Annotated in this window: 18 protein-coding genes; 6 read left to right on the forward strand and 12 right to left on the reverse strand. The window is 64.8% G+C overall.

Features of this window, described 5'->3' with window-relative positions:
* Nucleotides 1–27 precede the first annotated feature (27 nt).
* The 4 genes from RGUI_RS18345 to RGUI_RS18360 all read right to left on the reverse strand — a co-directional run bounded on the left by RGUI_RS18345 (nt 28) and on the right by RGUI_RS18360 (nt 4,327).
* The gene (locus RGUI_RS18345; RefSeq protein ID WP_156883027.1) at nt 28–582 is read right to left on the reverse strand and encodes a hypothetical protein; all 555 of its coding nucleotides are present in this window, start codon (nt 580–582) and stop codon (nt 28–30) included.
* Nucleotides 579–3,221, reverse strand: coding sequence for an HWE histidine kinase domain-containing protein (locus RGUI_RS18350; RefSeq protein ID WP_081535528.1), 2,643 nt, complete (start codon nt 3,219–3,221; stop codon nt 579–581). The genes RGUI_RS18345 and RGUI_RS18350 overlap by 4 nt, the downstream gene beginning before the upstream one ends.
* A 286-nt stretch (nt 3,222–3,507) precedes the next feature.
* Nucleotides 3,508–3,888, reverse strand: a complete 381-nt coding sequence (locus RGUI_RS18355) for a response regulator (RefSeq protein WP_081535530.1) — start codon at nt 3,886–3,888, stop codon at nt 3,508–3,510.
* A 61-nt stretch (nt 3,889–3,949) separates the two neighbouring features.
* Nucleotides 3,950–4,327: a response regulator gene (locus RGUI_RS18360; RefSeq protein ID WP_172841194.1), complete on the reverse strand. Its 378-nt coding sequence runs from the start codon at nt 4,325–4,327 to the stop codon at nt 3,950–3,952.
* Between the two features lie 375 nt (nt 4,328–4,702).
* On the opposite strand from RGUI_RS18360, the gene ugpB reads away from it, so the two are divergent.
* From ugpB to amt, 5 genes are all read left to right on the forward strand, one after another.
* Nucleotides 4,703–6,013, forward strand: coding sequence for a sn-glycerol-3-phosphate ABC transporter substrate-binding protein UgpB (ugpB, locus tag RGUI_RS18365; RefSeq protein WP_081536169.1), 1,311 nt, complete (start codon nt 4,703–4,705; stop codon nt 6,011–6,013).
* A gap of 42 nt (nt 6,014–6,055) precedes the next feature.
* Nucleotides 6,056–6,937 carry a sn-glycerol-3-phosphate ABC transporter permease UgpA gene (gene ugpA / locus RGUI_RS18370; protein WP_081535534.1) on the forward strand — a complete coding sequence of 294 codons (882 nt, stop codon included), beginning with the start codon at nt 6,056–6,058 and terminating at the stop codon, nt 6,935–6,937.
* 23 nt (nt 6,938–6,960) lie between these two features.
* The gene (gene ugpE / locus RGUI_RS18375) at nt 6,961–7,797 is read left to right on the forward strand and encodes a sn-glycerol-3-phosphate ABC transporter permease UgpE (RefSeq protein ID WP_081535536.1); all 837 of its coding nucleotides are present in this window, start codon (nt 6,961–6,963) and stop codon (nt 7,795–7,797) included.
* Nucleotides 7,798–8,805 carry a sn-glycerol-3-phosphate ABC transporter ATP-binding protein UgpC gene (gene ugpC, locus RGUI_RS18380; RefSeq protein ID WP_081535538.1) on the forward strand — a complete coding sequence of 336 codons (1,008 nt, stop codon included), beginning with the start codon at nt 7,798–7,800 and terminating at the stop codon, nt 8,803–8,805.
* Nucleotides 8,806–8,981: 176 nt separating this feature from the next.
* Nucleotides 8,982–11,723, forward strand: a complete 2,742-nt coding sequence (gene amt / locus RGUI_RS18385; protein WP_081535540.1) for an ammonium transporter — start codon at nt 8,982–8,984, stop codon at nt 11,721–11,723.
* A gap of 60 nt (nt 11,724–11,783) precedes the next feature.
* On the opposite strand, the gene RGUI_RS18390 is transcribed toward amt, so the two are convergent.
* The 6 genes from RGUI_RS18390 to RGUI_RS18415 form a co-directional block, all read right to left on the reverse strand.
* A complete protein-coding gene (locus RGUI_RS18390; RefSeq protein ID WP_081535542.1) occupies nt 11,784–12,473 on the reverse strand; it encodes an ABC transporter ATP-binding protein in 690 nt (229 codons plus the stop codon).
* Nucleotides 12,470–13,246 (reverse strand): ABC transporter permease, encoded by a 777-nt coding sequence (locus RGUI_RS18395; RefSeq protein ID WP_081535544.1) that lies wholly within the window; start codon nt 13,244–13,246, stop codon nt 12,470–12,472. Before RGUI_RS18395 ends, RGUI_RS18390 begins: the two co-directional genes overlap by 4 nt.
* A 6-nt stretch (nt 13,247–13,252) precedes the next feature.
* Nucleotides 13,253–14,239, reverse strand: a complete 987-nt coding sequence (locus RGUI_RS18400; protein ID WP_081535546.1) for an ABC transporter substrate-binding protein — start codon at nt 14,237–14,239, stop codon at nt 13,253–13,255.
* Nucleotides 14,240–14,273: 34 nt separating this feature from the next.
* Nucleotides 14,274–16,124 carry a [FeFe] hydrogenase, group A gene (locus RGUI_RS18405; RefSeq protein WP_081535548.1) on the reverse strand — a complete coding sequence of 617 codons (1,851 nt, stop codon included), beginning with the start codon at nt 16,122–16,124 and terminating at the stop codon, nt 14,274–14,276.
* The gene (locus RGUI_RS18410; protein WP_081535550.1) at nt 16,124–18,115 is read right to left on the reverse strand and encodes an FAD-dependent oxidoreductase; all 1,992 of its coding nucleotides are present in this window, start codon (nt 18,113–18,115) and stop codon (nt 16,124–16,126) included. Before RGUI_RS18410 ends, RGUI_RS18405 begins: the two co-directional genes overlap by 1 nt.
* A gap of 144 nt (nt 18,116–18,259) precedes the next feature.
* The gene (locus RGUI_RS18415; RefSeq protein WP_081535552.1) at nt 18,260–21,313 is read right to left on the reverse strand and encodes an EAL domain-containing protein; all 3,054 of its coding nucleotides are present in this window, start codon (nt 21,311–21,313) and stop codon (nt 18,260–18,262) included.
* 366 nt (nt 21,314–21,679) lie between these two features.
* Here RGUI_RS18415 and RGUI_RS18420 point away from each other — a divergent pair, with 366 nt between their 5' ends.
* A complete protein-coding gene (locus RGUI_RS18420; RefSeq protein WP_172841195.1) occupies nt 21,680–21,916 on the forward strand; it encodes an EF-hand domain-containing protein in 237 nt (78 codons plus the stop codon).
* Nucleotides 21,917–22,038: 122 nt separating this feature from the next.
* Here RGUI_RS18420 and ilvN read toward each other — a convergent pair whose 3' ends face one another.
* Nucleotides 22,039–22,602, reverse strand: a complete 564-nt coding sequence (gene ilvN / locus RGUI_RS18425; protein WP_081535556.1) for an acetolactate synthase small subunit — start codon at nt 22,600–22,602, stop codon at nt 22,039–22,041.
* 80 nt (nt 22,603–22,682) lie between these two features.
* Nucleotides 22,683–24,437, reverse strand: a complete 1,755-nt coding sequence (locus RGUI_RS18430; protein WP_081535558.1) for an acetolactate synthase 3 large subunit — start codon at nt 24,435–24,437, stop codon at nt 22,683–22,685.
* Nucleotides 24,438–24,881: the final 444 nt, after the last annotated feature.

Consider the following 24,881-nt stretch of genomic DNA (forward strand, 5'->3'; position numbering starts at 1 on the left):
CGATCTCGGCCGTCAGCCGCGGGTGATTCAAACCGTCTGTTCGGATCCGCTTGTCATGCGGGACACATGCGCAAAGGCCGTGACCGCCCCGCGTTCGATCATGGGCGCATGACCGGCAATCGACGCTTCGCGGTCGAGCGTTTCGACCAAGGCGCGCCAGATTTCCGGGGCCGTCTTCATCTCGATGAACCGACGCCGTGCATCGGGCAGGGCAACCGAGACGGTCTTTCGAAATTGCGAGCGTCCGTAATTGGCGCCATGCGCGACATAAAGGGCGCCAAGCACATCCTCTGGCGTTGGATAGCTGGGCAGTTCACCCTTCGGCGATGGGGCGCTGCACTCTGCCGTATCGAAACGCAGGGCTGCCACCTCTTGGGACAGGGCGAAATCCGGCCAGCATTGGAGCGTTCTGCGCGCCGTTTCCACCGCATCATAGAACCGCGCAAAGACCTGCAAGGCGCAGCAGTACTGCGTTGCCGTAACGTCGGGATGGATGAGCCGCGACAAGAGCGGATCGTGATGCAGGGACTCGTGTATATCGCCTGTCAGCGCCTTGAGCCGCGTCCGCATCCCCCCGGTCACGACGTCATCTCCAGAATGGCCTCACTGATCTGGTCGCTGCGCAAGGGTTTCTTGAGTGTCGGGACAGTCTTGAACCTTTCACCGATGGGTGAGGCGCTGCCATAGCCGGAAACGAAGACGAAGGGGATGTTCCGGTCTTTCAGGATATCGGCAATTTCGGCCGATGTGGCACCTTCGCCCAGATTGATGTCGAGAACCGCAAAGCTCGGGGTGATCCGCGTCAGCTTGGCCAGCGCATCGGCGGTGCTTGGAACGGTCTCGACCCTTTCAAAGCCGATGTCCTTGAGCACCCGCGTGGTATCGAGCGACACGATGAAGTTATCCTCGACCAGCAGGCAGACACCGTTTGTGACCGGCAGACCCTTGACCGAAAGCGGCGGTGCGCTGTGGGGCTCGACGGTCTTGCCGCGGCCGAGTGCGGTTCGGCTCAGCAGCGTCGATTGCGGCAAATGGATATCCGCAACCAGCCCGCTTTCATGAAACTCCAGCCCGACATGGCCGCCAAGTTCATACGGAACCGACGTTTCGATCAGCGTCGTCCCAAATCCCTTTCGCCGCCCGGGCTTGATCGGCGGGCCACCCGTCTCGACCCATTTCAGGGAAAGTCCTTCGGAGTCGAGTTTCAACCGCACCGTCACGATGCCCGTCGCGACCGACAGGGCGCCATACTTGGCCGCGTTGGTCATGAGTTCGTGGACCACAAGGGCGAAGAGCGGTGCCATGTCGTTGCGAATGCCGACATCGTCGCCCTTGACGATGATCCGGTCGTCGCCTTCGTTGAACGGTGCGGCTTCGACCGCGATGATCTGCCCGGCCGTTGCGCCGGACTCGTTCTGTTCCGCACCCAGATTGTGGGCCGAGGCAACCGCCGCGATCCGTGCTTCAAGTGCCCGGACATAGCTTTGGATCGATCCGTTATGGGTCAGCGTTTGTTGCGACAGGGACCGGATCAGCGCGAGGATATTGCGCACACGGTGGTTGAGTTCATTGATCAGGATCTGTTGCTGCCGGTTGGTCCGTTCGATCAGGACGCGGCGTTCGGCCGTGACCAGCATGGCCCACAGATCGTCCGCAAGGCGCAGCTCGCTATCGCCCCAGGGTTCGGCCGTGCCCTCCACAAGGGCGCGATAGGTTTCGAACGACCCGCGCGGGCGCAGTCTGGCGCGCCCCTCCACCCATTCGATCGACTTCTCGGGTGCGCCCGCCCACGACACCTTGCGTTCGCGGCCCTTCCTGAAAAAGGCGAAGGTCGTGTTTTCCGGCAGCGGAACCAGCAAAAGCCCCGAAAACGCACTGCCGCAGATCTCCGACAGCTTGGGTTCGTCCGCAGAGAGGGCCGAGGACACAAGAACGCCCTCCTCGGGCAGGTCCGAGTGGAACAGGGTCTTCAGGTTGGCCTGTGTCGGTGTCTCTCCGGTGGTGACAAGGTTGTCGTGATGCACGACAGCCGCCCCGTCGGCCCGCATGGCATCGCAAAGCTCGCGCAGAAGCTGCACCTCGAACACGTCGCCAAAGCCCGGCTCCGACGCGGCTTGCGCGATGGATTTCTTCAGCGCATCGGCCCGTTGCAGCCGTGCAAGGCGTTCGGTGACCAGCAACTGGTTCAGCTTGACCGAGAACATGCGCATGAAATGGTTGCAGACCTGCCGCACACGGTGACCGGGGCGGCGCGGAAGGCAATGCATGAGGGAAATCACCCCCCAGACCTGACCTTCGACCATCACATGCAGGGTCATCGTGCCCAGATGGCCCATGTTCCGCAGGTATTCCAGATGGATTTCGGACACGCCGCGCAGGCTGGCCGCCGTCATGTCAAGCTCGGGCAGCGCCGGGTCCGATTTCAGCAGCGCGGAGGCCGTGGCCCCGGCATCGGCAATATAGCGCATCGGGATCTTTTCCATGATCGCGCGCGCCTGCGCCGGGACATCCCATTTCGGAAAGCTCAGCCCCAGATAGGGTTCAAGCTCGGCCGAGGCTTCCTCGGCCAGGACCGTCCCGTTGCCATCGGGGTCGAACTTGTAGACCAGCACACGGTCGTATCCCGTCAGCATCCGCAGCATCTGGACCGACCTGTCGAGAAGGTCCTTGGTGTCGGTCAGCGTCTGGATTTGCGCTGTCAGATGTGACAGGTCGCGCAGCGCCGTGTCCATCTTGGCGCCGCCGGCGTCGTCCAATGGTTCGAATTGAATGATCGCATAGGGGCCACCCGGACAGGTCGTGGCCCAGACCTCGCAGGTGCCGACTTGCAAGATGCCGACTTCCGTCGGATCACCCGCGGGCGGACCGTCGTGCAGGGCGTTGATCAGGTCGTGCTTGACCTTGCCGTCGACATGCGCTGACAGATCGGTCCCCAGAAGCGCCTCTGCCGCGATACCGATCACCTCGGCACAGCTTTCGCTTGCATAGCAGATCTTCAGGGTCCGGGGATCGACAGCAATCAGCGCGCCGTGGGGCTGGATCCGACCGGGTATGTGAACCGGCTCGGCCGCACATTCGGCAAGCGCCGCGTCAAGCTCTGCATCGGTCAAACCATCAGTCACGATCAGCTCCTGTGTGATGTCGCGAAGGATCGCGGCATGGTGTTCCCCGGGATGATAGTCGCCACCGATACCCTTGAAAATAGTGGTGTCGCGCGTCACATTCCCGCCAAAGATGTGAGGCCTGACCGCGTGGTTTCAATGTTCTCCCTTTTGACAACGCGCACGCGGCCGCACGACGCGACTGCACAGGCCGGAAACGGGGCGGTTCATAATGACGCCCATTCGGGACCGCTCGATTTAGAGGATTGCGCCCGGTCGTAACCTCGCGCGTCACCATGAAGCGGTCTTCACATGGCGCGACCCGGCGCGTGCGTCGCAGCTCTTGTCCGGGCCAGCCGATTGCGCCGCCCGTCCTGCGCATGGTGGACCCGCCCCCGAAACGCGGTCATGCGCAGTGCCCGCGCGGCCGATCTCCGCACAGCAAACTGGCCAGCCGGGCGAGCTCTCCCATCGCGACCGGTTTGCGAAGCAGGAAGTCGGTCCGCATCATGGTCGGATAGCGGTTCCCCCATGCGAATACATCCGTTGCGGTGATCGAGATGATGGGCGTCTGCGGATGTCGCAGCTTGATGTCGTGCGAGAGCGCGACGGTGTCGCCGTCGGGCAGGAAGAGATCGAGAACCACAAGATCAAAGCGTTTTCGCATGATCCTTGCCCTTGCGTCGGCCAGCGTCACGGCCACTTCGCAGCCGTCAAGACTGTCTTTCAGGGCACCCACATACGCGCCTGCCTGCCGAAGGTCGTCTTCGACAATCAATACGGGCATCCTTGACCTCCACCCGACTGTTCCTGCTACGGAATCTGGGCCGGGCGTGGTTAATTTTCTCTTACTCCGGGGCCCGTCGCCGCTGCGATGCGAGATAACACGCACGCGCCGTAAACTCTCCCATCGGAACGGGTTTGCGCAGGAAGTGGTCGGAACTCATGACATAGGGGTAGAAATCGACCTGCTCGGTCGGGTCGGCGACACTGACCGACAGGATCGCCGTGGTCGCGTTCCGCAACCGGATTTGGTGCGCCAGGGCGACGCTGGTCCCGTCAGGAAGAAACAGGTCCAGCACCACCAGATCGAACTGCCGCTGCGTGACCTTCTCGGTTGCATCCTCGATGGTCAGGGCGACCTCGCAGGAGTCGAAATGCGCTTCAAGCGCTTTCACATAGGCGTTTGCTTGCTCAAGATCGTCTTCGACAATCAGTACCTTCATTCCCGCCCCCTTTTGCGCACCGGCCATCCTCGCCCGTCTTTGGCCAGTGCCTCGCGTGGTCGCGCCGCATTGTGGGTGCCGGGCCAGGGCCAAAGGCGGCCACACTTGTGGCAGAAAGCGCAGGCTAGGGGCGCCAAGTCAACCGCACGAAACGCCCTTGAACGGCGGCGCGGTTCCACGGGGCCGCAACGTCACCGAAGGAGACGGGCACCGTGACGACCGGCAGGATGTCGTGGAACGGGACCGCAAGGCCCCGGGGCCGTGCCCGAACCAGCACAAGTGGCTCAAGCGCATTTCGGCGATTGATCCGCCGGGCGCATGCGCCTTAGTGTGGCGCCACCAGAAACAATTCTTGCCCAACAGGGAGCAATGGACATGAAAGCGGGTACCTTCCCGGCACTTCTGGGCCTCGGCGTCCTTTCTTCGACACCGGCGCTGGCGCAAACCGAAATCGAGTTCTGGCACGCCTTTTCCGGGCGGCTGGGCGAGTTGGTGGCAGAGCAGGTCGAGACCTTCAATAACAGCCAATCCGATTACCACGTCACCGCAACCCATAAGGGGAATTACTCCGAAACGCTGAACGCCGGCATCGCCGCGTTCCGGGCCGGCGAACAGCCCGACATCCTGATGGTGTTCGAGGTCGGCACCGCCACGATGATGGCGGCCGAAGGCGCGGTCTACCCCGTGTACCAGTTGATGGAAGACACCGGCACGCCGTTCGACCCCGATGCTTTCATCGGCTCGGTCAAGGGCTATTACACCACCACCGACGGCAAGATGCTGTCGATGCCCTTCAACTCCTCCACGCCCGTCTTGTGGGTGAACCGCGACGCGCTGACGGCCGCAGGGATCGACGCCGATGTCGACCTGTCGACATGGCAGGCGGTGGGCACCGTGCTGGACGAGTTGAAAGCGGCCGGCAATGCCTGCCCGCTGACCACCGCATGGCAAAGCTGGGTGCATCTGGAAAACCTGTCCGCCTATCACAACGTGCCCTTCGCCACGAAGGAGAACGGGTTTGCCGGGCTCGACACCGAACTGAGCTTGAACGGGCCGGTGCAGGTCAAGCACATCCAGACGATGGGCGACTGGGCCAAGGACGGCAAGTTCATCTATGCGGGCCGCCGGAACGAGGGCGGCGCGAATTTCCGCGCCGGGGAATGTGCGCTCTTCACCGAAAGCTCTGCCGGTTATGCGGGTATCAAGTCCGAAGCCCAGTTCGAGTTCGAGGTCCGGCCGCTGCCCTATTGGGACGGTGTCGAAGGCGCGCCGCAGAACACCATCATCGGGGGGGCCTCGCTCTGGGTCATGGCCGGCCAGCCGGCGGACGACTACAAGGGCGTCGCGGCGTTCCTGAACTTCCTCTCCTCGCCGGAAATCCAGGCCAAGTGGCATCAGGACACCGGATATCTGCCGATCACCACGGCGGCGGGCGATCTGACCCGGGAACAGGGCTTCTACGACGCCAACCCGGGCACCGACATCGCGGTCAAGCAGATGACCGCCAAGGCGCCGACCGCGAACTCCAAGGGGCTGCGCTTGGGCTATTTCGACCAGATCCGCGGCATCATCGACGAAGAGCTTGAGGCCGTCTGGGCCGGCGACAAGTCCGCGCAAGAGGCGCTCGACAGCGCGGTGGAGCGGGGCAACCAGTTGCTGCGCCGCTTCGAGAAGGCGAACGGCTAAGACAGGCATCGCGCCCCGGTTCGCCGGGGCGCGTTCCCCCGCATGGAAAAGCGCGTCCTCTTCAAGGGCCTCTGGCTGCCGATGCTGCTGGTGATGCCCCAGTTGCTGATCACGGCCGTCTTCTTCTTCTATCCGGCGGGGCAGGCGATCTGGCAGTCGCTGTTCATCCCCGATCCGTTCGGTCTGTCGAAACAGTTCGTCGGGCTTGAGAACTTCGAATTCCTTCTGTCGGACCGGTATTACCGGGCGTCGTTCCTGACCACGGCGTTTTTCTCTACCCTCGTGACGGTCGTCTCTATGGGCGTGGCGCTGTATCTTGCCGTGCTGGCCGACCGGCTGATCAAGGGGGCGGGCACCTACCGGACGCTTCTGATCTGGCCCTATGCGGTGGCACCGGCCGTGGCCGGTGTGCTGTGGATGTTCATGTTCAACACGCGCGTGGGCGTGGTGACGTGGTATCTGGGCCTTCTGGGCTATGACTGGAACCACGTCTTGAACGAGGGGCAGGCGATGGGGCTGGTCGTCGTCGCGTCCTCCTGGGGGCGGATCAGCTATAACTTCCTGTTCTTCCTGGCCGGGCTGCAAGCCATCCCCCGCAGCGTGATCGAGGCCGCGGCCATCGACGGCGCGCGGTTCTGGACGCGGTTTCGCACCATCGTCTTTCCGCTCTTGTCGCCCACCACCTTTTTCCTGCTGGTGGTCAACATCGTCTACGCGTTCTTCGAAACCTTCGGCGTGATCCATACGATCACCAGCGGCGGGCCGCAGCAGGCCACCACGATCCTTGTCTACAAGGTCTATGCAGACGGGTTCGTGGGGCAGGATCTGGGCTCGTCCGCGGCGCAGTCGGTGATCCTGCTGGTGGTGGTGTCGATCCTGACGATCATCCAGTTCAAGTATATCGAGCGGAGGGTGCACTATTGAGCCGCAAACCCCCGCCCCCCGGCATGGTCGAACATCGCGGCATCGGCCTGTGGCTGACCCATGCCGGGCTGATCGCCGGCATCCTGTTCATCTTCTTCCCGATCTGGCTGGCCTTTGTCGCGTCGACCGTCGATCAACAGCAGATCGTGCATCCGCCGATGCCGCTCTTGCCGGGCGACAAGTTTGTCGAGAACTACGGCAAGGCGCTGGTCTCTGGCATCAACGCGCCGGTGGCGGTGATGCTGATGAACTCCGCGATCATGGCCATCGGTATCGCGGTGGGAAAGATCGCCATCTCGATCCTGTCGGCCTTTGCCATCGTCTATTTCCGCTTCCCGTTGCGGCGGGTGTTTTTCTGGCTGATCTTCCTGACCCTGATGCTGCCGGTTGAGGTGCGGATCGTGCCCACCTATGAGGTCGTGGCGGGCTTCGGCATGCTCAACAGCTATTCCGGTCTGATCCTGCCGCTGATCGCATCGGCCACCGCCACCTTCCTGTTCCGGCAGTTCTTCATGACGGTGCCGGACGAGTTGGCCGAGGCCGCGCGGGTCGACGGTGCCCGCCCGATGCGGTTTTTCTGGGATATCCTGTTGCCGATGAGCCGGACGAACATGGCGGCCCTGTTCGTCATCCTCTTCATCTACGGCTGGAACCAGTATCTCTGGCCGCTTCTGATCACGACGGACCCGTCGATGAACACCATCGTCATGGGCATCAAGCAGATGTTCCCCAGTGGTGACGACATCGCCGACTGGCCGGTGATAATGGCGACCTCGATCCTGGCGATGCTGCCCCCGGTGATCGTGGTGGTGGGGATGCAGCGGCTGTTCATCCGCGGGCTTGTGGAAAGCGAGAAATAGATGGCGACCGTCACGCTGAAGAACCTGAAAAAGAGCTTCGGCAAGACCGAGGTGATCCACGGTGTGGACATGGACGTCGCCGATGGCGAGTTCATCGTGATCGTCGGGCCGTCGGGCTGCGGAAAGTCGACGCTTCTGCGGATGGTGGCGGGGCTGGAGACCGTGACCTCGGGCGAGGTGCAGATCGGCGGCGCGCGGGTGAACGAGAAGGAACCGATGGACCGCGACATCGCGATGGTGTTCCAGAACTACGCGCTTTACCCGCATATGTCGGTCTTCGATAACATGGCCTACGGGCTGAAGATCGCGAAGACCCCGAAAGAAGAGATCCGCGCGCGCGTACACAATGCTGCGGAGCTTTTGCAGCTGGAACCCTACCTGTCCCGCAAGCCGCGTGAGTTGTCGGGCGGCCAGCGCCAGCGGGTCGCCATGGGCCGCGCCATCGTGCGCAAACCGGCGGTGTTCCTGTTCGACGAACCGCTTTCGAACCTCGATGCGAAGCTGCGCGTGCAGATGCGCCTTGAGATCAAGCAGCTTCAGCGGGAGCTTGGCGTGACCGCGCTTTACGTCACCCATGATCAGGTGGAGGCGATGACGCTGGCCGACCGGATGATCGTGATGAATGCCGGACAGGCCGATCAGATCGGTGCGCCGCTTGATGTCTATGCCCATCCCCGGACGACCTTTGTGGCCGGTTTCATCGGATCGCCCCCGACCAATTTTCTGAATGCCCGTCTGGCCCGGGCGACTGGCGCGCATCAGGTCGGCATCCGGCCCGAGAATATCCGCCTGACCGATGCTGCCAGCGGCCGGATCGCGGGCACCGTGCTATATTCCGAACCCTTGGGCGCGGAAACCCTTGTCCATGTCCGGCTGGAAGATGGCAGGCTGGTCACCGTGCGCCTGAACGGCATTCCGCCCGAACACCCCGAGGGTACGACGCTTGGCCTGATCTGGGACGCCGCGGACGAGATGCACTTCGCGGCGGACGGCACGCGCGCGGGCTGAGGCACGGGCCTTCCCAGCCAGACACCGCCGACTGAAACCCGGCCGGTTCCGGGGGTGTGGCTGTCCCGCCGGTCTTCCTTGTCCCTCGAATGCGCCGCATTTCCTGCGCCCGTTGCAGGACTTCGTTCAACCTTTTCCCGCAAGAGGCGGCAAAGATCGAACGAAGGGATGATCCCATGTCGATGATCGACGCCTTCTGGGTTGTCCTGTGCGCCCTGATCGTGCTGGACATGCAGGCCGGGTTCCTGTGCCTTGAGGCCGGAACCGTGCGCGAAAAGAACGCCGCAAACGTCGCCCTGAAAAACCTCAGCGACGTCTGTTTCGTCAGCCTGCTGTTCTGGGCCGTCGGCTTTGGCCTGATGTATGGCCCCAGCGTCGGCGGGCTGTTCGGCACCGGTCCGTTCTTCCCCGATATGCGCTTTCCCGAACAGATGGAGAATGCGGGCTTCCTGCTGTTCCAGATGGCCTTTGCTGCCACGGCGGCGACCATCGTGTCCGGCGCCGTGGCAGAGCGCGAACGGTATGAGGGCTATATCCTGCTGTCGATCATCCTTGGCGGCTTCGTCTATCCCGTTGTGGGCCACTGGATCTGGGGGGCCAATCTGGGCGGGTCCGGTGGGTGGCTTCAGGCGCTGGGGTTTCACGACTTCGCCGGGGCAACGGTCGTACATTCGCTGGGCGGTTGGGCGGCGCTGTGTGCGGTGATCGTTCTTGGCCCGCGGCTGGGGCGGTTCGGCGGCAAGAACCGGCATTTCGAAGAGAACTCCATCGCGCTGGCTGCCCTTGGCACCATCCTTCTGTGGATCGGCTGGGGCGCGTTCAACGGGGGCAGCGCGCTGGCCTTCAGCGTTTCGGTGCCGCGGATCGTGATCCACACCATGCTGACGGCGGCCTCGGGCGGGATCGCCGCGGTGGTCGTTTCCCGCATGATGTACGGCTTCGTCAGGATCGATCTTGTCCTGAACGGTGTGCTGGCCGGGCTGGTCGCCGGCACCGCCGGGGTGGACTATTACGGGCCGTTTCAGGCCATCGCCGTCGGCATGGCCGGTGCGATTGCAATGATCGCAACCGATGCGCTGTTGCAGGTGGGCCGGATCGATGACGTGGTGGGGGCCGTGCCCGTGCATCTGGGGGCCGGGATCGCCGGCACGCTGCTGGTCGCGCTTTTGGCCCCGGTGGACGTGTTGCCCGCTGGCGGCCGTCTTGCACAACTGGGCGTGCAGGCCTTGGGCGTGGCGGCGGTCGGGGCCTTCGTGATCGCCACCGTGCTGCCCGCGGCGCTGCTCTTGAACGCGCTGAACCTGCTTCGGGCGACGCGGCGGGGCGAAGTCGAGGGGCTGAACCTGACCGAAAACCGGCGGCACAATGCCTTCCTCGATCTGCTGCAGGAGATGAAGAAGCATAGCCGCAGCGCAGACTTCACCAAGCGGGCCCGCGTGGAGCGTTCGACCGAGGCCGGGGCGCTGGCCTCCCGCTACAATCAGGTGCTCGACCGGGTCGAGGATGAAATCGCCCGGCGGATGTCCGCGATGCGCAAAGAGCGGGAGATGCGCCTTGTGGTCGAGGAATCGTTCGAGGCCATGCGCAAGGCGCAGGAAGAAGCGGCCTGGGCGGCGCGGCATGACTCCCTGACCGGGCTGGGCAACCGGATGCTGCTTGACGAGATCATGAAAGCCCCCGCCGGCAATGCCGAGGACGACGCCTCCCTGCTGCTGGTGGCGCTCGACCTCGACCGGTTCAAGGACGTGAACGACACCCACGGCCACGAAGCGGGTGACATGGTCCTGACAGCCTGCGCCCGGCGCCTGCGCGAACGGACTAGGGGCGGCAAGGGTTTCGCTTTCCGCGTCGGCGGGGACGAATTCGCCATGCTGCTCGATTTCGGGGGCGACGAAGGGGCGGCGCAGTTCTTCTGCGACATGCTGCTGGACGAGTTGCTGGAGCCGACCCGCTACGCGTCCGGCGAATTGCGGGTGGGTGCGTCCATCGGTTTTGCGCGGCTGGAGCCGGGCGAGGCGCTGGCCGCGGCCTACAAGCGCGCCGATCTGGCATTGTGCGAGGCCAAGCGCAACGGCCGCAACCAGGCGATTGCCTATTCGGCCACCATCGGTGCGGCGCATGACCAGCATCTGGCGCTGATCAACGATTTCAAGGGGGCCATCGACCGCGGAGAGATCGCGATCCAGTTGCAGCCGCAGGTCGACGCCCGCACCCGCGCGCTCTCGGGGATCGAGGTCCTGGCCCGCTGGCGGCATCCCCATCGCGGTACGCTCTCCCCGGATGTGTTCATCCCGATTGCCGAGGAACTGAACCTGCTGGCCGATGTCGACCGCCGGGTGCTGGACCTTGCACTGGAGGCCCGCCTGCGCATCGCCGAGGCGCTGGGCGCCGCCCCGGAAATCGCGGTCAATGTCTCTGCGTTCCGGCTGGCCTCGCTCGACCTGATCGAGGAATTGCGCACCCGTCCCGATCTGCCGTCCGAGGGGCTGGCCTTCGAGATCCTTGAAACCGCCTTCCTCGACAGCCTGAGCGATGAGTTCGAGACCCGGATCGATGCCCTGCGCGCCATGGGCATCCGCATCGAGGTGGACGATTTCGGCACCGGCCATGCCAGTTTCGCCTCGGTTCTGGCGGTCAAGCCCGACCGGCTGAAGATCGACCGGATGTTTGTGGCAGATGTGGACAAGGACCCCGGCCGCCGCGACCTGATGAGGGGGCTGGTGGACATGGCCCGGAACGTGCGGGCCGAAACCGTTGTGGAAGGCGTCGAAACCATGTCAGAGGCGCAGGCCATCGCCGAGGTCGGCGCCGATCACCTGCAGGGGTTCGCCTTCGCGCGCCCGCTGGATCTGTCCGACTTCATCGAATGGGCCGTTGAACAGCGTGGACGGGCAGAGGCCCTTGCCAACGCGGGGTAGGGCGGATCCAGCCGCAGGCCGTCGCCGCGCGTTCCCCATCGCCGCCGGTCCCGATACGGATCAGCCGCCGATGAAGGCGCGGACAAAGGCGTTGGCGGGCCGTGCCCGGATGTCCGCGGGCGGGCCGATTTGCGTGATTCCCTTTGCCGACAGGATGACAAGGACATCGGCAAGCCGCATCGCCTCATCGACATCATGGGTGACGATCACCGTCGTCAGGCCCGCATGCTGACGGATGCCACGCAGGATCTGCCATAGTTCCTTCCGTACCGGGGTATCCAGCGCCCTGAACGGTTCGTCGCACAGCAGCAGATCGGGCTCCACCGCCAGCGCGCGGGCCAGCGCCACCCGCTGCCGCATCCCGCCGGACAATTGCCGGGGATACTTGTCCCAATCTTCGGGGGAAAGGCCAACGGATCGCAGCATTCGCCGCGCGCGCCTCAGACGTTCGCGGCGGGACAGGCCAAGCGCAACCAGGGCGAAGCTGACATTGCCCAGCGCCGTTCGCCACGGCAAAAGCGCAGGGTCCTGAAACACGACCCCAAGGCGGGTGCTGTGGCTTTCCACCCGGCCCTTGTCGGGACGCAACAGTCCGGCGGCGAGGGCAAGAAGCGTGGTCTTCCCGCATCCCGACGGCCCCATGACTGCGGTGATCCGTCCTTCGGGAATCTCAAGGTCGATCCCGGACAGCACCGGCGTGCCGTCATAGGCAAAGTCGACACCTTCGAATTGCACCATCGCCCCGGTCATGACCGGCCGCTTCGCCCATCATCGCGCCAGACCCAAAGCCGCCGCTGCAAAGGTTGCAGAAGGGCAAGGTCCAGCCCGATCATCACCGCCACGATGACAAGAACCCAGGCAATCGTCGCCGCCGTATCCACATGCGCCCGCGCCATGGCCAGCCCGTCGCCGATGCCGCCCGCGCCGGCAAGCAGTTCGGCCATGACCGAGACTTTCCACGACATCGCCAGCGTGGTGGCCAGCGCAGGGAACAGGTGGCTTGCCATATGGGGCCCATGCATTTGGATCAGCCGTGCGGCGAGCGGCACGCGAAACACCTGCGCCATGCGGATCAGCCCGCCATCAAGGCTTTGCACCCCCTCGACCGCCGCCGCGAACACCAGCGGCCCCGTGGCGACCGCGACGGTGAAGACCACCGCCCAGGAGCCGCCGAACCACAACAGCGCCATCACCACCCACGCAATCGCCGGAATGCCAAGCAGGATGACGGCAACCGGTTGCAGTGCGCGCTGGACTTCTTCCCTCAGGCCAGCCAGCGTTCCGGCGGTGCCGCCGATGGTCACGCCCGCAGCCCAGCCAAGAGAGGCATGCCCGGCGGTTTCCATGAGGGCCGGGGCGACAACGCCGTCCACGATCAGCCGCCACAGCGTCGCGGCGGTCTCTGCCAGACCCGGCAGCACCAGCGCCCCATAGGCCCGGTGACCCCATTCCCAAAGGATCAGAAGCAGTGCGATGCCGACCCCGCCCCACAGCCGGGATATCCGGGGTTTCTTCTCTGCCATCTCGGCTTACCCCCAGTAGAAACCGTCCTCCGGCAATCTGCCCCCGACAATGCCGGGCGCGAGCGCCATGAGGTTGTTCAGATAGGCTGCGATATCCTCCTGTGCCTCCCGCGCCGAGACCACGTCGAGATGAACGAAGGGCAGGGAGCGGGCGATGACCGGGGCAGGTAGGCCAAGCAGGGGGGCGGTGGCCGCGCCGGCCACATCCGGATGGGCCAGCACCCAGGCGCCGGCGTCCACGCAGGCGTGGTGCGCGGCCGCGACGATCTCGGGCGCGGTGTCGAGCAGGTCTGAACTTGCGGCCAGCCCCACCTGCGGAATTCGCGGCCCGCGCCCGGTGTGGTGGCCATAGACCTCGGTGATGTCGATGGCGCGGAACAGGGGCAAGCCCGCCCTTTCGGCCCGGATCAGCGCGGCGGTGGCGGCCGGTTCGTGCATCACAGCCACATCGCCCCGGCCCGACAGGAACAGCGGCACCGCCTCTCCGGGCGAGCCGACATAGTCCAGCGTGACGTCGCGCCCGGCCTCAAGCCCCGCCCAGCCAAGTGCGAGGCGGAACAGCAGATCCGGCGCCTCGTGCCGGTTGGACAGAAGAACCTTCTTCCCGGCCAAGTCGTCGATCCGCCGGATGCTATCGTCGCGCGCCATGACGTAGAGCACGCCCCATGTTACGACATTGACCATCCGCACCCCCGCGCCGCGGTTGAAGAACCCCGCCGCGGCATAGGTGGAGGTCGCGAACAGACGGAACCTGCCCGAGGCGATGCCCGCCCGCATCTGGTCGGTGCTTTTCCACACATCGAACCGCGCGCCCGGGGCGTCGGTCTGAAAGCTGTCCGACGCCACGGCCCGCGCGAAAACGGCCGAGGGTGTCGCCGGGATGCCCCACAGGGTAAGCGGCTCCGCCCCCACGGCAGGCCCAGCCGCCGCCAATGCGGCAAGCCCGCCCATGACATCGCGGCGGGTGGGCATCGCGGCGCCTGTCCGGGTCATGCGCGGGCCTCCTTTGCGTCGGGGTGGGCTGGGTTCAGTAGACCATCGTGCTCATGGTGATGTCGTCCCAGATCTCCTTGACCGTATGCTGCAGATCGCGCCGCCGGGCCTCGTAATGGGTGTGCAGCAGGTGATGTGCCTTTTCCGAATTCGGCGCGTCAAGGAAATCGCGATAAAGCGCCTGCACCTGCGTGTTCTTGTGGGACTGTCGCACCTTGGCCACCCGGTCGACCTTATAGATCGTCTCTCGCCGTTTCATGGCCAACGGCAGATAGGCCTTTTTCGACCGCAGCGACCCGCCGCCATCGACGCAGCCGCCGGGGCAGGCCATAACCTCGATGAAATCATAGTCGGCCTCGCCCGCCAGAACCTTTTCGACCAGCGCGCGGGTATCGCCCAGCCCGTGGACCATCGCCACCTTCACCTCCCCCACCGGGCCGCCCAGATCGACGCGGGCCTCGCGCACGCCTTCGAAGCCGCGCAACTGGGTCAGTTCTAGACGCTCCAACTCCCGCCCGTTGACCACGGCATAGATGGTGCGCACCGCGGCCTCCATCACGCCGCCGGTCGTGCCGAAGATGGCGCCGGCACCGGAATATTCGCTCATATACGGATCGTCGAAGGCCGAGGGCTCCATATCCTTCAGGTCGATCCCCTCGCGCCGCAGAAGGCGCGCGAATTCGCGGGTGGTCAGAACCACATCGGTTTCCGGCTGCCCGTCTTGGATCATTTGCGGGCGCACGGCCTCATCCTTCTTGGCCACGCAGGGCATGATGGAGATCACGCGGACATTCTCTGCCGACACCCCCAGCTTTTCGGGCAGGTAGGTCTTGGCGATGGTCGACAGCACCTGTTGCGGCGATTTGGTGGAGGACAGATGCGGCAGCACCTCGGGGAAATGGATCTCGGCGAAATTGATCCAGGCCGGGCAGCAGGAGGTAAAGGTCGGCCGCCGCCCGTCCTTCAGGCGGGCCAGCAGTTCGGTGCCTTCCTCCATGATTACCACGTCGGCGGCGAAGTTGGTGTCCAGCACCACGTCGATGCCGATCTTGCGGGCCGCGGCGATGATCTGCCCCTCGACATTGGTGCCCGGTGCCATGCCGAATTCCTCGCCAAAGGCGACGCGCACGGCGGGGGCGAACTGCATCACCGTGATCAGGTCGGGGTCGCAGATCATGTCAAGCGCGCGGTCGGTCTCGTCCCGTTCCCCCAGCGCACCGGTGGGGCAGACCAGCACGCATTGCCCGCAAGAGACGCAGAGCGAGGAGGGGTAATCCTCCGCATCCCTCAGTGCCACCACGCGGTTCAGCCCGGTGCCTTCCAGCACCAGCGCGTCGACCTTCTGGTGGTGGCGGCAGATCGCAACGCAGCGCTGACAGCGCACGCAGCGCGTCATGTCGCGCACTATCGCGGGGGAGGACTGGTCGATGGGCCTTGCCTCGGTCCGGGTGCGGTCGAAGAAGCGGTTTTCCTTCAGCCCGACGAATTGCGCCAGATCCTGCAACTCGCAATTGCCGTGGCGGATGCAGGTGGCGCAGTCCTGCAGGTGGTCGGCCATCAACAACTCGACCTGCAACCGCTGCATGTCGCGGGCACGTTTGCTGCGTGTCGCAACCGCCATCCCCTCGCGCACCGGCGTGTTGCAGGCGGTCACGATCTGTGGTGCTTCATGCCCCTCTTGCACGATCTCCACCACGCAGACGCGGCAGGTGCCGGGGGTGTGGTCGATGTCGTCCAGTTCGCACAGCGTGGGGACATAGATGTCATGCCGCCGCGCGCAGGCCAGGATCGTCTCGTTCGGAAACGCGGTGCAGGGCGCGCCGTTGATGGTCAGCGAAACGGTCGCCTCTGACGGGTCGCGGGGGGGATGGTCGGTGGTGCACATCAGCTTGCGCCCTCCGGGATCGGATGTTGCGTCACGACGGAATAGACGCGGTAGCAGCGCATGCAGCGCTGGGCCTCGGCATAGGCCTCTTTCGCGCTGATCGTTTGCTCGACCTCCCGGAACATGCGCTTGCGCAATTCGGGGTCGAGTTCGGGGTTGTGGACGCGATAGGCATTGCGAACCGGGGTTTCGACCACGTCATTTGCCAGAAACCGGTTATCGGCGATCAGTCGGCGCATCCGCCCGCGCTTGAAGAAGCGGACCGATCCGCGCTGAATCCAGTCGTCGATATTGCGCGCGGCCTTCAGCCCCGCCGACATCGCATAGATCAGCGTCGAGGGGCCGGTCACGCAATCGCCGCCCGCAAAGACCCCGGGGCGCGAGGTCGCCAGCGTATCGTCGGCAGCGACGCAGCGCCAGCGGTCCATCTCGATCCCGTCCCCCTCGATCAGCGTGCCGTCCTCCACCTGCTGGCCGATGGCGGCGATGATGCTGTCGCAGGGCATGGTGAAGTCGCTGCCGGGGATCGGGCGCACCTTGCGCCGACCGCTTTCGCCCGGTTCGGTCTGTTCCATCCGGGTCAGTTCCACCCCGGTCACCCGGCCATCCTCTGTCAGGATGCGGGTGGGGTTGCACAGGGTGTGGAACACCACGCCCTCTTCGGTGGCATCCTCGATCTCATGGGGGTCGGCGGGCATGTCCTGCAGCGTCCGGCGATAGATCACATGCACCCTGTCGGCGCCCAGCCGGATGGCAGAGCGCACGCAATCCATCGCGACATTGCCGCCGCCGACCACCAGAACCTCGCCCGACAGGGAAAGCGGCGCTGTGCCATCGACATGGTCGTGCACCTTCAGCAGGAAATCGATGCCGCTGAAATACCCGTCCCGCGCTACGTCCTCGCCTTCCGTGCCAAGCCGCGACCCAGCCTGACAGCCCAGCCCGAGGAAAACGGCCTTGTAGCCCTGCGCAAACAGATCATCGACCGAGAAATCGCGCCCAAGCTGCTGGCCGAACAGGAACCGCCCGCCCAGATCGACGATGATGTCGGTTTCCATCGCCAGCGTGTCCTTGGGCAACCGGTAGGACGGGATCCCGATCTGCGCCATGCCGCCGGCCTGTGTCGATTTTTCGAAGACATCGACATGATAGCCCCGCAGCAAGAGGTGATAGGCGCAGGAAATGCCCGCGGGCCCGGCGCCCACCACGGCCACCCGCATGCCCGGCTCCAGCGGTTTGCGGATCATGTCGCGGGTGAATTTCAGCGCATGCGGGCCGCTTTGCTGATCGGCGACATAGCGTTTCAGGGTCTTGATGCCGACCGCCTCGTCCACGAACTTGCGGCGGCAGGCCTGTTCGCAATAGCGCACGCAGACCCGGCCGCAGGTCGCCGCCATCGGGTATTTCTGCAAGAGCACGCCAAGGGAGTTCTCCGGCTTGCCGTCGCGCACGTAATCGATATAGCGCGGCACGTTGATCTTCGATGGGCACGCCTCGATACAGGGTGCGGTGACATAGGCCATGCCGTGCTGGGCCTTGATCGGACGGCCTTCGCGGGTTTCGGCCTCCAGCCTGTCCCGGAAATGCCGCACGGCGCCGGTCAGCGCCACCGCGCAGGTTTGCCCAAGCCCGCAAAGCGAGGTGTCCCGCATCTGCGCGCCCAGCATCGCGATCTCGTCAAGGCCAAGGGCAGGGTCCAGACCCCGGCGCATCCGGTCCAGCGCATCGCGCACCAGAACCGTGCCCATCCGGCAGGGGGTGCAGACGCCGCAGGACTGTTCCGCCGCCTTCGTCATGTAGTGGTAGAGCGCATCGACAAGGCTGACCGTATCGTCCAGCACGAAAAAGCCGCGGTCGCCGATAAAGGCGCGGATCGCGTTGCCGTCATCGAAGTCGTCGAAATTCGTCAGGCCATAGGCGGGGGCGTCCGTATCGCCCGATCCGCCGCGATAGACGATGTCGTCCCAGATCCCGTAGGCAACCTGTGTCATCCGTGACCCCGTTCCTGCGGGGGCAGGCGCCGGCCACATGCCCCCGTGCAAGGTTGAGATCACGCTCGCGCGGCTGGCCCAAGCGGGCCTTGATCCAGCGCAAGAAGGACGACCGCGGCAACAAACAATCTTGCCGCAGGGCGCCTATGCCCGTTCTTGCCGGGCCCCGAGCGCGAATTGCAGCAGGTTGTCCTCGCTCAGCGGACGGGCGAACAGATAGCCTTGCAGAACATTGCAGCCGATGCCGCGCAGGATGGCCGCCTGGTCCTCGGTCTCCACGCCCTCGGCCACGGTGTTGATCCCAAGCGTCTCGGCGATTTCAACGATGGCCCGGACGAGGTTGCGTGCGCGCATGTCGTCTGCCACGGGCAGCACGATCCGCTTGTCGATCTTCAGTGCGGACGGGGCGATTTCCATCAAGCTGACGATAGAGGCATGGCCGGAGCCGAAATCGTCGATCTCGATCTCCACGCCCGCATCGCGCAACCGGTCGAGATGGAAACGGAACGCATCGCTTTCCTCCTCGACAAGGATCGATTCCAGCAACTCGAACGCCACGCGGGTCTCGCCCATTGCCATTTCGCGGGCCAGTGCCACGACATCGGGGTCGTGCATGCGCCCCGAAGACACGTTGAAACTGATTTTCGGCACGGTCAGCCCCTCGGCCTGCCAGCGGATCAGCGCGTCGCGGGATTTTTCCATCATCACGCGGTCGATCTCGGGCACAAGGCGCAGTTGCTCGGCCACATGCATGAAGCGGTCGGGGGCCAGCAGCCCGTCGGCGGGGTGCTGCCAGCGCAACAGCGTCTCGATCCCGACAAGGCTGCCATCCTCGGCGGAAACCTGGGGCTGGAAGAAGGGCACGAACTGGCCGGCGTCCAGTCCTTCGTGAATCTCGAAGGCAAAGCGGCGGTCGTGCTGGATTTCCCGATGAATCTCGGTGGTGAAGACCTCCACCCGGTTCCGGCCGCCATCCTTTGCCCGGTAAAGGGCGGCATCGGCAAAGATCTGGATGTCGTCGTCCATCGTGGCCAGATCGTCGGTCTGCACGATCCCGAAACTTGCGCCGAAGCGGCACTGCCGCCCCTCATGCATCAGCGGTTCGGCCAGTCCCTCGCGGATGCGGGCGACAAGCGCGTTTGCGGTGGCCTCGGACGTCCCGGGTGCCAGCAGGATGGAAAACTCGTCGCCGCCGATCCGGGCCGCGAAGTCGCTGGCACGCAGCTCTGCGCGCAGTACCTCGGCCACGCGCTCCAGCACCGCATCGCCCGCCGCATGGCCCAGCGTGTCGTTGACATATTTGAAGTGGTCGAGATCCAGCCGGATCAGCGTGCAGTCGCTTTGTTCCCCCTGGCGCGCCCGGGCCAGATGCGCGGCAAGCATCCGGTCATAGTAGCGCCGGTTCGGAAGGCCGGTCAGCCCGTCATGCAGCGCCCGGTGTTCGTTCTCGGCGCGCATCTCCTCGGCCAGCCGATGGGCCTTGCGCAATTCTTCCTCGCGTTCGACATCGGCGGTGACATCGGAAAGCGCACCGGTCCAGATCACGGTGCCGTCCTGCCGTTTTCGCGGCGTGGCCGCGGCCGACAGCCAGCGCAAGCCCCGGGTCGGATGAATGATCCGGACCCGCTTGTGGCGGGGTGTCATGGTGATCGAACTTTCGGCGATGCCTTCCACATAGCCTTGCAGGTCGTCGGGGTGGATGCGTTCGAAGATGCCCGCCTGCAGGTCGAGAATTTCCTCGCGCGTGTATCCCATCAGGGTTTCGAAATGCGCGCTGGTATAGGTGAATTCGATCTGTCCCGGGCCGTGCCACAGATACTCGTAAAGGCCCACCGGCGCGATTTCGGCAACCGAGGTCAGGCGCCCGTGGGCCGCGCGCAGTTCCTCGGCTGCTGCTGCGGCGCGTTTCTCGGCCTCCATCTGGTCGGTGATGTCGACGGTGTTGCCGTACCAGGAAATCGAGCCGTCCTTTCGCGGGGTGGGGTTGGCCGACACCAGAACCCAGCGCAGCCCCCGTTCGGGGTGGTTGACCCGGTGGCGGAATTCGAAATGCGTCATCCCCTCGGCGGCCTTCACGATCGCCACCTTCGTCGCCTGAATGTCCTCCTGCGGGATATGGGTGAAGACCGCGGTGCCGTTCGCCTCCAGCGCTTCCTGCGTGACGCCCAGAAGATCCGGCAGGCTTGCGCTGAAGAAGGCAAAGCTGACGGTATGATCGGGCTGCATGATCCATTCGAAGATGGCACCGGGCGTGTTCTCTGCCATCTTCGTCATCTGCACATTCGCAAGCCGTGCCTTCAACGACCACCACCACAGGCCGACAAGGGTCATAAAAATGGCGGTCGACAGGGCGAAGGCCGGGGCGCCAAGCCGGGCGGCGGCCGAACGCGCGGCCTGTTCCAGCGCTGTATGGGTTCGCACGACGACCACGTCGAACCGGTCGGACGGGCTGGGCCGGATGGCGGCGATGGCGTTCGGCAACTGCCAATCGGTCTTGTCCACATGCCGTGTGACGTTGTCGGCTGCAGCCGCCTCGAAATGCGCGGCGATCGTGTCGGACAGGTCCGGCATGTCCGGCGTATCGGCAAGGGGTAACACCGCGCCGTTCGATCGAACCCGCAGGAAGAACCGGCTGTCGATGGCCGTCAGAGTATGGCTGAGATGGGAAAAATAGCCGGGTTCCGCCCCGACGACGACGACACCGGCAAAGGCGCCGTCTTGCTTCTTGATCGGGACGCTGAGGGGCAGAACCCACGACCCGTCGACCCGGCTGCGGATCGGCGCGCTGAGAAAGGCGCCCCGCACGACCCCGTCGCGGTGTGCCCGGAAATAGGCCCGCGCCGACATGTCCAGCCCTTTGGTGCTGCCGCCGGTGTGAGCCTCGTCAACGACCCGGCCGGTCGCATCGACGACAAGCACCCCCTTGAGGCCGGAGTTCTCGCGCCAGACCTTCTCCAGTATGGGGCGACCGCTGGTGGCCAGCGCTTCGGGGTCCAGACCGTCTGCGACCGTTTCCGCCTCCAGCCGGAGGTTCCGGATCAGCAGTTCCACGTGATCGGTCACCGCATAGCTGTCGGTGCGCAGGGTCGATGCCGCGTCCCGCCACGACCGGTGATACTCCAGTGCCGCCAGACCCCCGCCGATGAGTGCGGCCAGTCCAAGGGCAAGGACGATATTCCGTTTCAGTTCCGACTTCATCGCAGGGCCGTGGCTCCGAAGGTGCAACGCCGGTTTGCGCGGAAAACTGAAAGGAAGGGTAAAACGTCGACTTTTACGAATCTGCGACGGCACCCGGCGCTGTTCCCAAAGCGGCGCCCATAGCGGCCCATTCGGCGGGGCCTTGCGCAAACCGTGCCCCGCCGCAGGAGGCTTCTTGCCGATGCGCGGCAGGGGGGTGGAACCCGGCAATCTCTTGCCCTGCCAAAGGCCCCGATCCGGCGGGCCACCGCGCAAATTCGGCCCGCCGGGCGCTGGGGGATCATCCTTGGTCTGCAAGGGGTTATGTCACTGTCGACCGCAGCAAGACGCGGTCAGGCAATGAAAACCTATGACAGGAGAAGACCCATGAAACGCATCATTCTTTCCGCCGCGATCCTCGGCCTTGGCACCGGCATGGCGCTGGCCGTCGAAACGCTCGACGCCGATGGCGACGGGGCGGTCAGCTTCGAGGAAATGCGCGCCGTCTATCCGGCCACGACGGAAGATCTGTTCGCCCAGATGGACAGCGACGGCAACGGCACCGTGTCCTCGGACGAACTGGCCGCGGCGATGGATGCCGGCATGATCCCCGCCGAGGGCTAAGGCGCATCTCGGGCGCCGGGATCACCCGGCAAAAAGGCCCCCGAACGCGGTTCGGGGGCCTTGATACGTCCAGCGGCGGCGGTCGTGCCCGGCAAATGCCCCCGGGGCACGTCCCGCAGCTGTTACGCCACCCCGCGGGCCAGGGCTGCAACCCCGGTTCTGGCCATCTCGCGCAGACCCAATGGGCGCATCAGTTCGCCGAAGGCGTCGATTTTCTGGGGTGTGCCGGTGATTTCGAAGACGAAGCTTTCCAGCGTGGAATCCACCACATTGGCGCGGAAGATGTCGGCGAGCCTCAGCGCCTCGACCCGCTTGTCGCCTTCGCCGGCCACCTTGAACAGGGCCAGTTCCCGTTCCACCGACGGGCCGTCGACGGTCAGGTCGTGCACCTCGTGCACCGGGACGATCCGGCCCAGTTGCGCCTTGATCTGCTCGATGACGCCGGGCGTGCCGGTGGTGACGATGGTGATCCGGCTGGTGTGGCCGGTATGGTCCACCTCGGCCACCGTCAGGCTGTCGATGTTATAGCCGCGCCCCGAGAACAGCCCGATCACGCGCGCCAGAACGCCCGGTTCGTTGTCCACGATAACCGCCAGCGTATGGCGCTCCTCGATCTCGGCATTGGGGTCGCGCAGATCATAGGCCGAATGCTGCGAGGTGCCTTTCTGGATTTTCAGTGCTGCCATGTCTCTTCTTCTCGGTTCAAATACCTTCGGGAACTTCCCGCTTGCGGCGACCGGGGGGCAAACCGCCCCCCGTGCTTCGGCTAGACCAGCACCGCGCCTTTCGATCCGATGGCGCCCTCGGTTTCCGCCTCTCCTAGCAACATGTCGTTGTGGGCGCGGCCCGACGGGATCATCGGGAAGCAGTTCTCGTGCTTCTCGACCAGACAGTCGAAGAGAACCGGGCCGTCATAGTCCAGCATCTCCTGGATTGCGTCATCGAGATCGGCCGGGTCTTCGCATTTGATGCCCTTCCAGCCGAACGACTCTGCCAGCTTGACGAAATCGGGCAGCGCCTCGGACCACGAATGCGAATAGCGCCCGCCGTGCAGCAGGGTTTGCCACTGGCGCACCATGCCCAGCCGTTCGTTGTTCAGGATGAACTGCTTGACCGGCAGGCGATACTGGGTCGCGGTGCCCATCTCCTGCATGTTCATCAGCCATGAGCCTTCGCCGGCCACGTTGATCACCAGCGCCTCGGGGTGGGCAATCTGCACGCCGATGGAGGCCGGGAAGCCGTAGCCCATCGTGCCCAGCCCGCCGGAGGTCATCCACAGGTTCGGCGCCTCGAAGCCCAGGAACTGCGCCGCCCACATCTGGTGCTGCCCGACCTCGGTGCAGATATAGCGGTCTTTGCGGTGCTTGGTCAGCGCCTCAAGCCGTTCCAGCGCATGCTGCGGTTTGATGATCTTGTCGGAGTTGGTGTAGCGCAGGCATTCGACCTTGCGCCATTCCCCGATCTGGGCCCACCACTTGGCCAGACCCTCCTTGTTGACCTTGCGGCCCCGGGATTTCCAGATCCGCAGCGCGTCTTCCAGCACATGGGCGACATCGCCGACGATGGGCATCTCGACCCGGATCGTCTTGTTGATCGAGGACGGGTCGATATCGATATGCGCCTTCAGGCTGTCGGGGCTGAAATCGGCGGTGCGGCCGGTGATCCGGTCGTCGAAGCGGGCACCGACCGCGATCATCAGGTCGCAGCCATGCATGGCCAGGTTCGCCTCATACAGCCCGTGCATCCCCAGCATGCCCAGCCACTTGTCACCCGACGCCGGATAGGCGCCCAGACCCATCAGGGTGGAGGTGATCGGAAAGCCGGTGGCATCCACCAGTTCGCGCAGCAGATGGGTTGCCGCATCGCCGGAATTGATGACGCCGCCGCCGGTGTAGAAGACCGGTCGTTCCGCGGTTTCCATCGCCTCGACCAGACGGGTGATCATCTCCTTGTCGCCCTTGACCTTGGGCGCGTAATGCCCGGTGCCGGCCGCGCGCGGGTCGGCATAGGTCCCTTCGGCGAACTGCACATCCTTTGGGATATCGACCAACACCGGACCGGGGCGGCCCGACGTCGCGACATGGAAGGCCTGATGGATCGTCGCGGCCAGCTTGTCGGTGTCCTTCACCAGCCAGTTGTGCTTGGTGCAGGGCCGCGTGATGCCGATGGTGTCAGCCTCCTGGAACGCGTCATTGCCGACCATGAAGGTCGGAACCTGGCCCGTCAGCACGACGAGCGGGATGGAATCCATCAGCGCATCGGTGATGCCGGTAACCGCGTTCGTCGCCCCGGGCCCGGAGGTCACCAGAACGACACCCGGCTTGCCGGTCGACCGGGCATAGCCCTCGGCCGCATGGACCGCGCCCTGTTCGTGGCGGACGAGGATGTGGCGGATGTCGTTTTGCTGGAAGATCTCGTCATAGATCGGAAGCACGGCGCCGCCCGGATAGCCGAAGATCACGTCCACACCCTGATCCTTCAGGGCCTGAACCACCATTTTCGCGCCGGTCATCTGTGTCATCTGTCTCTCCGTGCATTCCGCCCTTTGCGCACAAAAAAGCCCCCGGTGAAGCGGGGGCGCATGGAAGGAACCTTGGGTCCGCCGTTACCGGCCCATGCGCCTGTCATCCGTTACTACAAGTACCGACCGCATCCGTTTCGGGCTCCCTCAGCGTGCGTGCGCGGCAGATTAGGGGGAGGTCCCTGTCCGGTCAACCGGGAATCGCGATGCGAAACGGATCCTGCGGCAAAGCATCCTTTGCGAAACTTGCGTATGGACCCAGCGTCGGCGCACGAGTCTGAAAGACCTCCTGCAAGGCGGGTCTGCATCCACCGCAATGGCCGGGGCCTCGCATCGGTCGCGAAATTGCCGTAATCGCCGAACGCCCCGGCAGGTCACATGGCTGGCCTGTCGGCGCGGTGCCCGGCAGTCCCCCGGCCGGGCGCCGCGATTCGGTGCGAAACG

It is taken from the genome of Rhodovulum sp. P5 (assembly GCF_002079305.1).
In the GTDB taxonomy this organism is placed as follows: domain Bacteria; phylum Pseudomonadota; class Alphaproteobacteria; order Rhodobacterales; family Rhodobacteraceae; genus Rhodovulum.

Coding starts and splice junctions, on each gene's coding strand:
- ugpC (WP_081535538.1), top strand. CDS start 7,798: ATGGCGACCGTCACGCTGAAGAACCTGAAAAAGAGCTTCGGCAAGACC.
- RGUI_RS18415 (WP_081535552.1), bottom strand. CDS start 21,313: ATGAAGTCGGAACTGAAACGGAATATCGTCCTTGCCCTTGGACTGGCC.
- ugpE (WP_081535536.1), top strand. CDS start 6,961: ATGGTCGAACATCGCGGCATCGGCCTGTGGCTGACCCATGCCGGGCTG.
- RGUI_RS18410 (WP_081535550.1), bottom strand. CDS start 18,115: ATGACACAGGTTGCCTACGGGATCTGGGACGACATCGTCTATCGCGGC.
- ilvN (WP_081535556.1), bottom strand. CDS start 22,602: ATGGCAGCACTGAAAATCCAGAAAGGCACCTCGCAGCATTCGGCCTAT.
- RGUI_RS18360 (WP_172841194.1), bottom strand. CDS start 4,327: ATGAAGGTACTGATTGTCGAAGACGATCTTGAGCAAGCAAACGCCTAT.
- RGUI_RS18390 (WP_081535542.1), bottom strand. CDS start 12,473: ATGACCGGGGCGATGGTGCAATTCGAAGGTGTCGACTTTGCCTATGAC.
- RGUI_RS18400 (WP_081535546.1), bottom strand. CDS start 14,239: ATGACCCGGACAGGCGCCGCGATGCCCACCCGCCGCGATGTCATGGGC.
- ugpA (WP_081535534.1), top strand. CDS start 6,056: ATGGAAAAGCGCGTCCTCTTCAAGGGCCTCTGGCTGCCGATGCTGCTG.
- RGUI_RS18430 (WP_081535558.1), bottom strand. CDS start 24,437: ATGACACAGATGACCGGCGCGAAAATGGTGGTTCAGGCCCTGAAGGAT.
- RGUI_RS18355 (WP_081535530.1), bottom strand. CDS start 3,888: ATGCCCGTATTGATTGTCGAAGACGACCTTCGGCAGGCAGGCGCGTAT.
- amt (WP_081535540.1), top strand. CDS start 8,982: ATGTCGATGATCGACGCCTTCTGGGTTGTCCTGTGCGCCCTGATCGTG.
- RGUI_RS18395 (WP_081535544.1), bottom strand. CDS start 13,246: ATGGCAGAGAAGAAACCCCGGATATCCCGGCTGTGGGGCGGGGTCGGC.
- ugpB (WP_081536169.1), top strand. CDS start 4,703: ATGAAAGCGGGTACCTTCCCGGCACTTCTGGGCCTCGGCGTCCTTTCT.
- RGUI_RS18420 (WP_172841195.1), top strand. CDS start 21,680: ATGAAACGCATCATTCTTTCCGCCGCGATCCTCGGCCTTGGCACCGGC.
- RGUI_RS18405 (WP_081535548.1), bottom strand. CDS start 16,124: ATGTGCACCACCGACCATCCCCCCCGCGACCCGTCAGAGGCGACCGTT.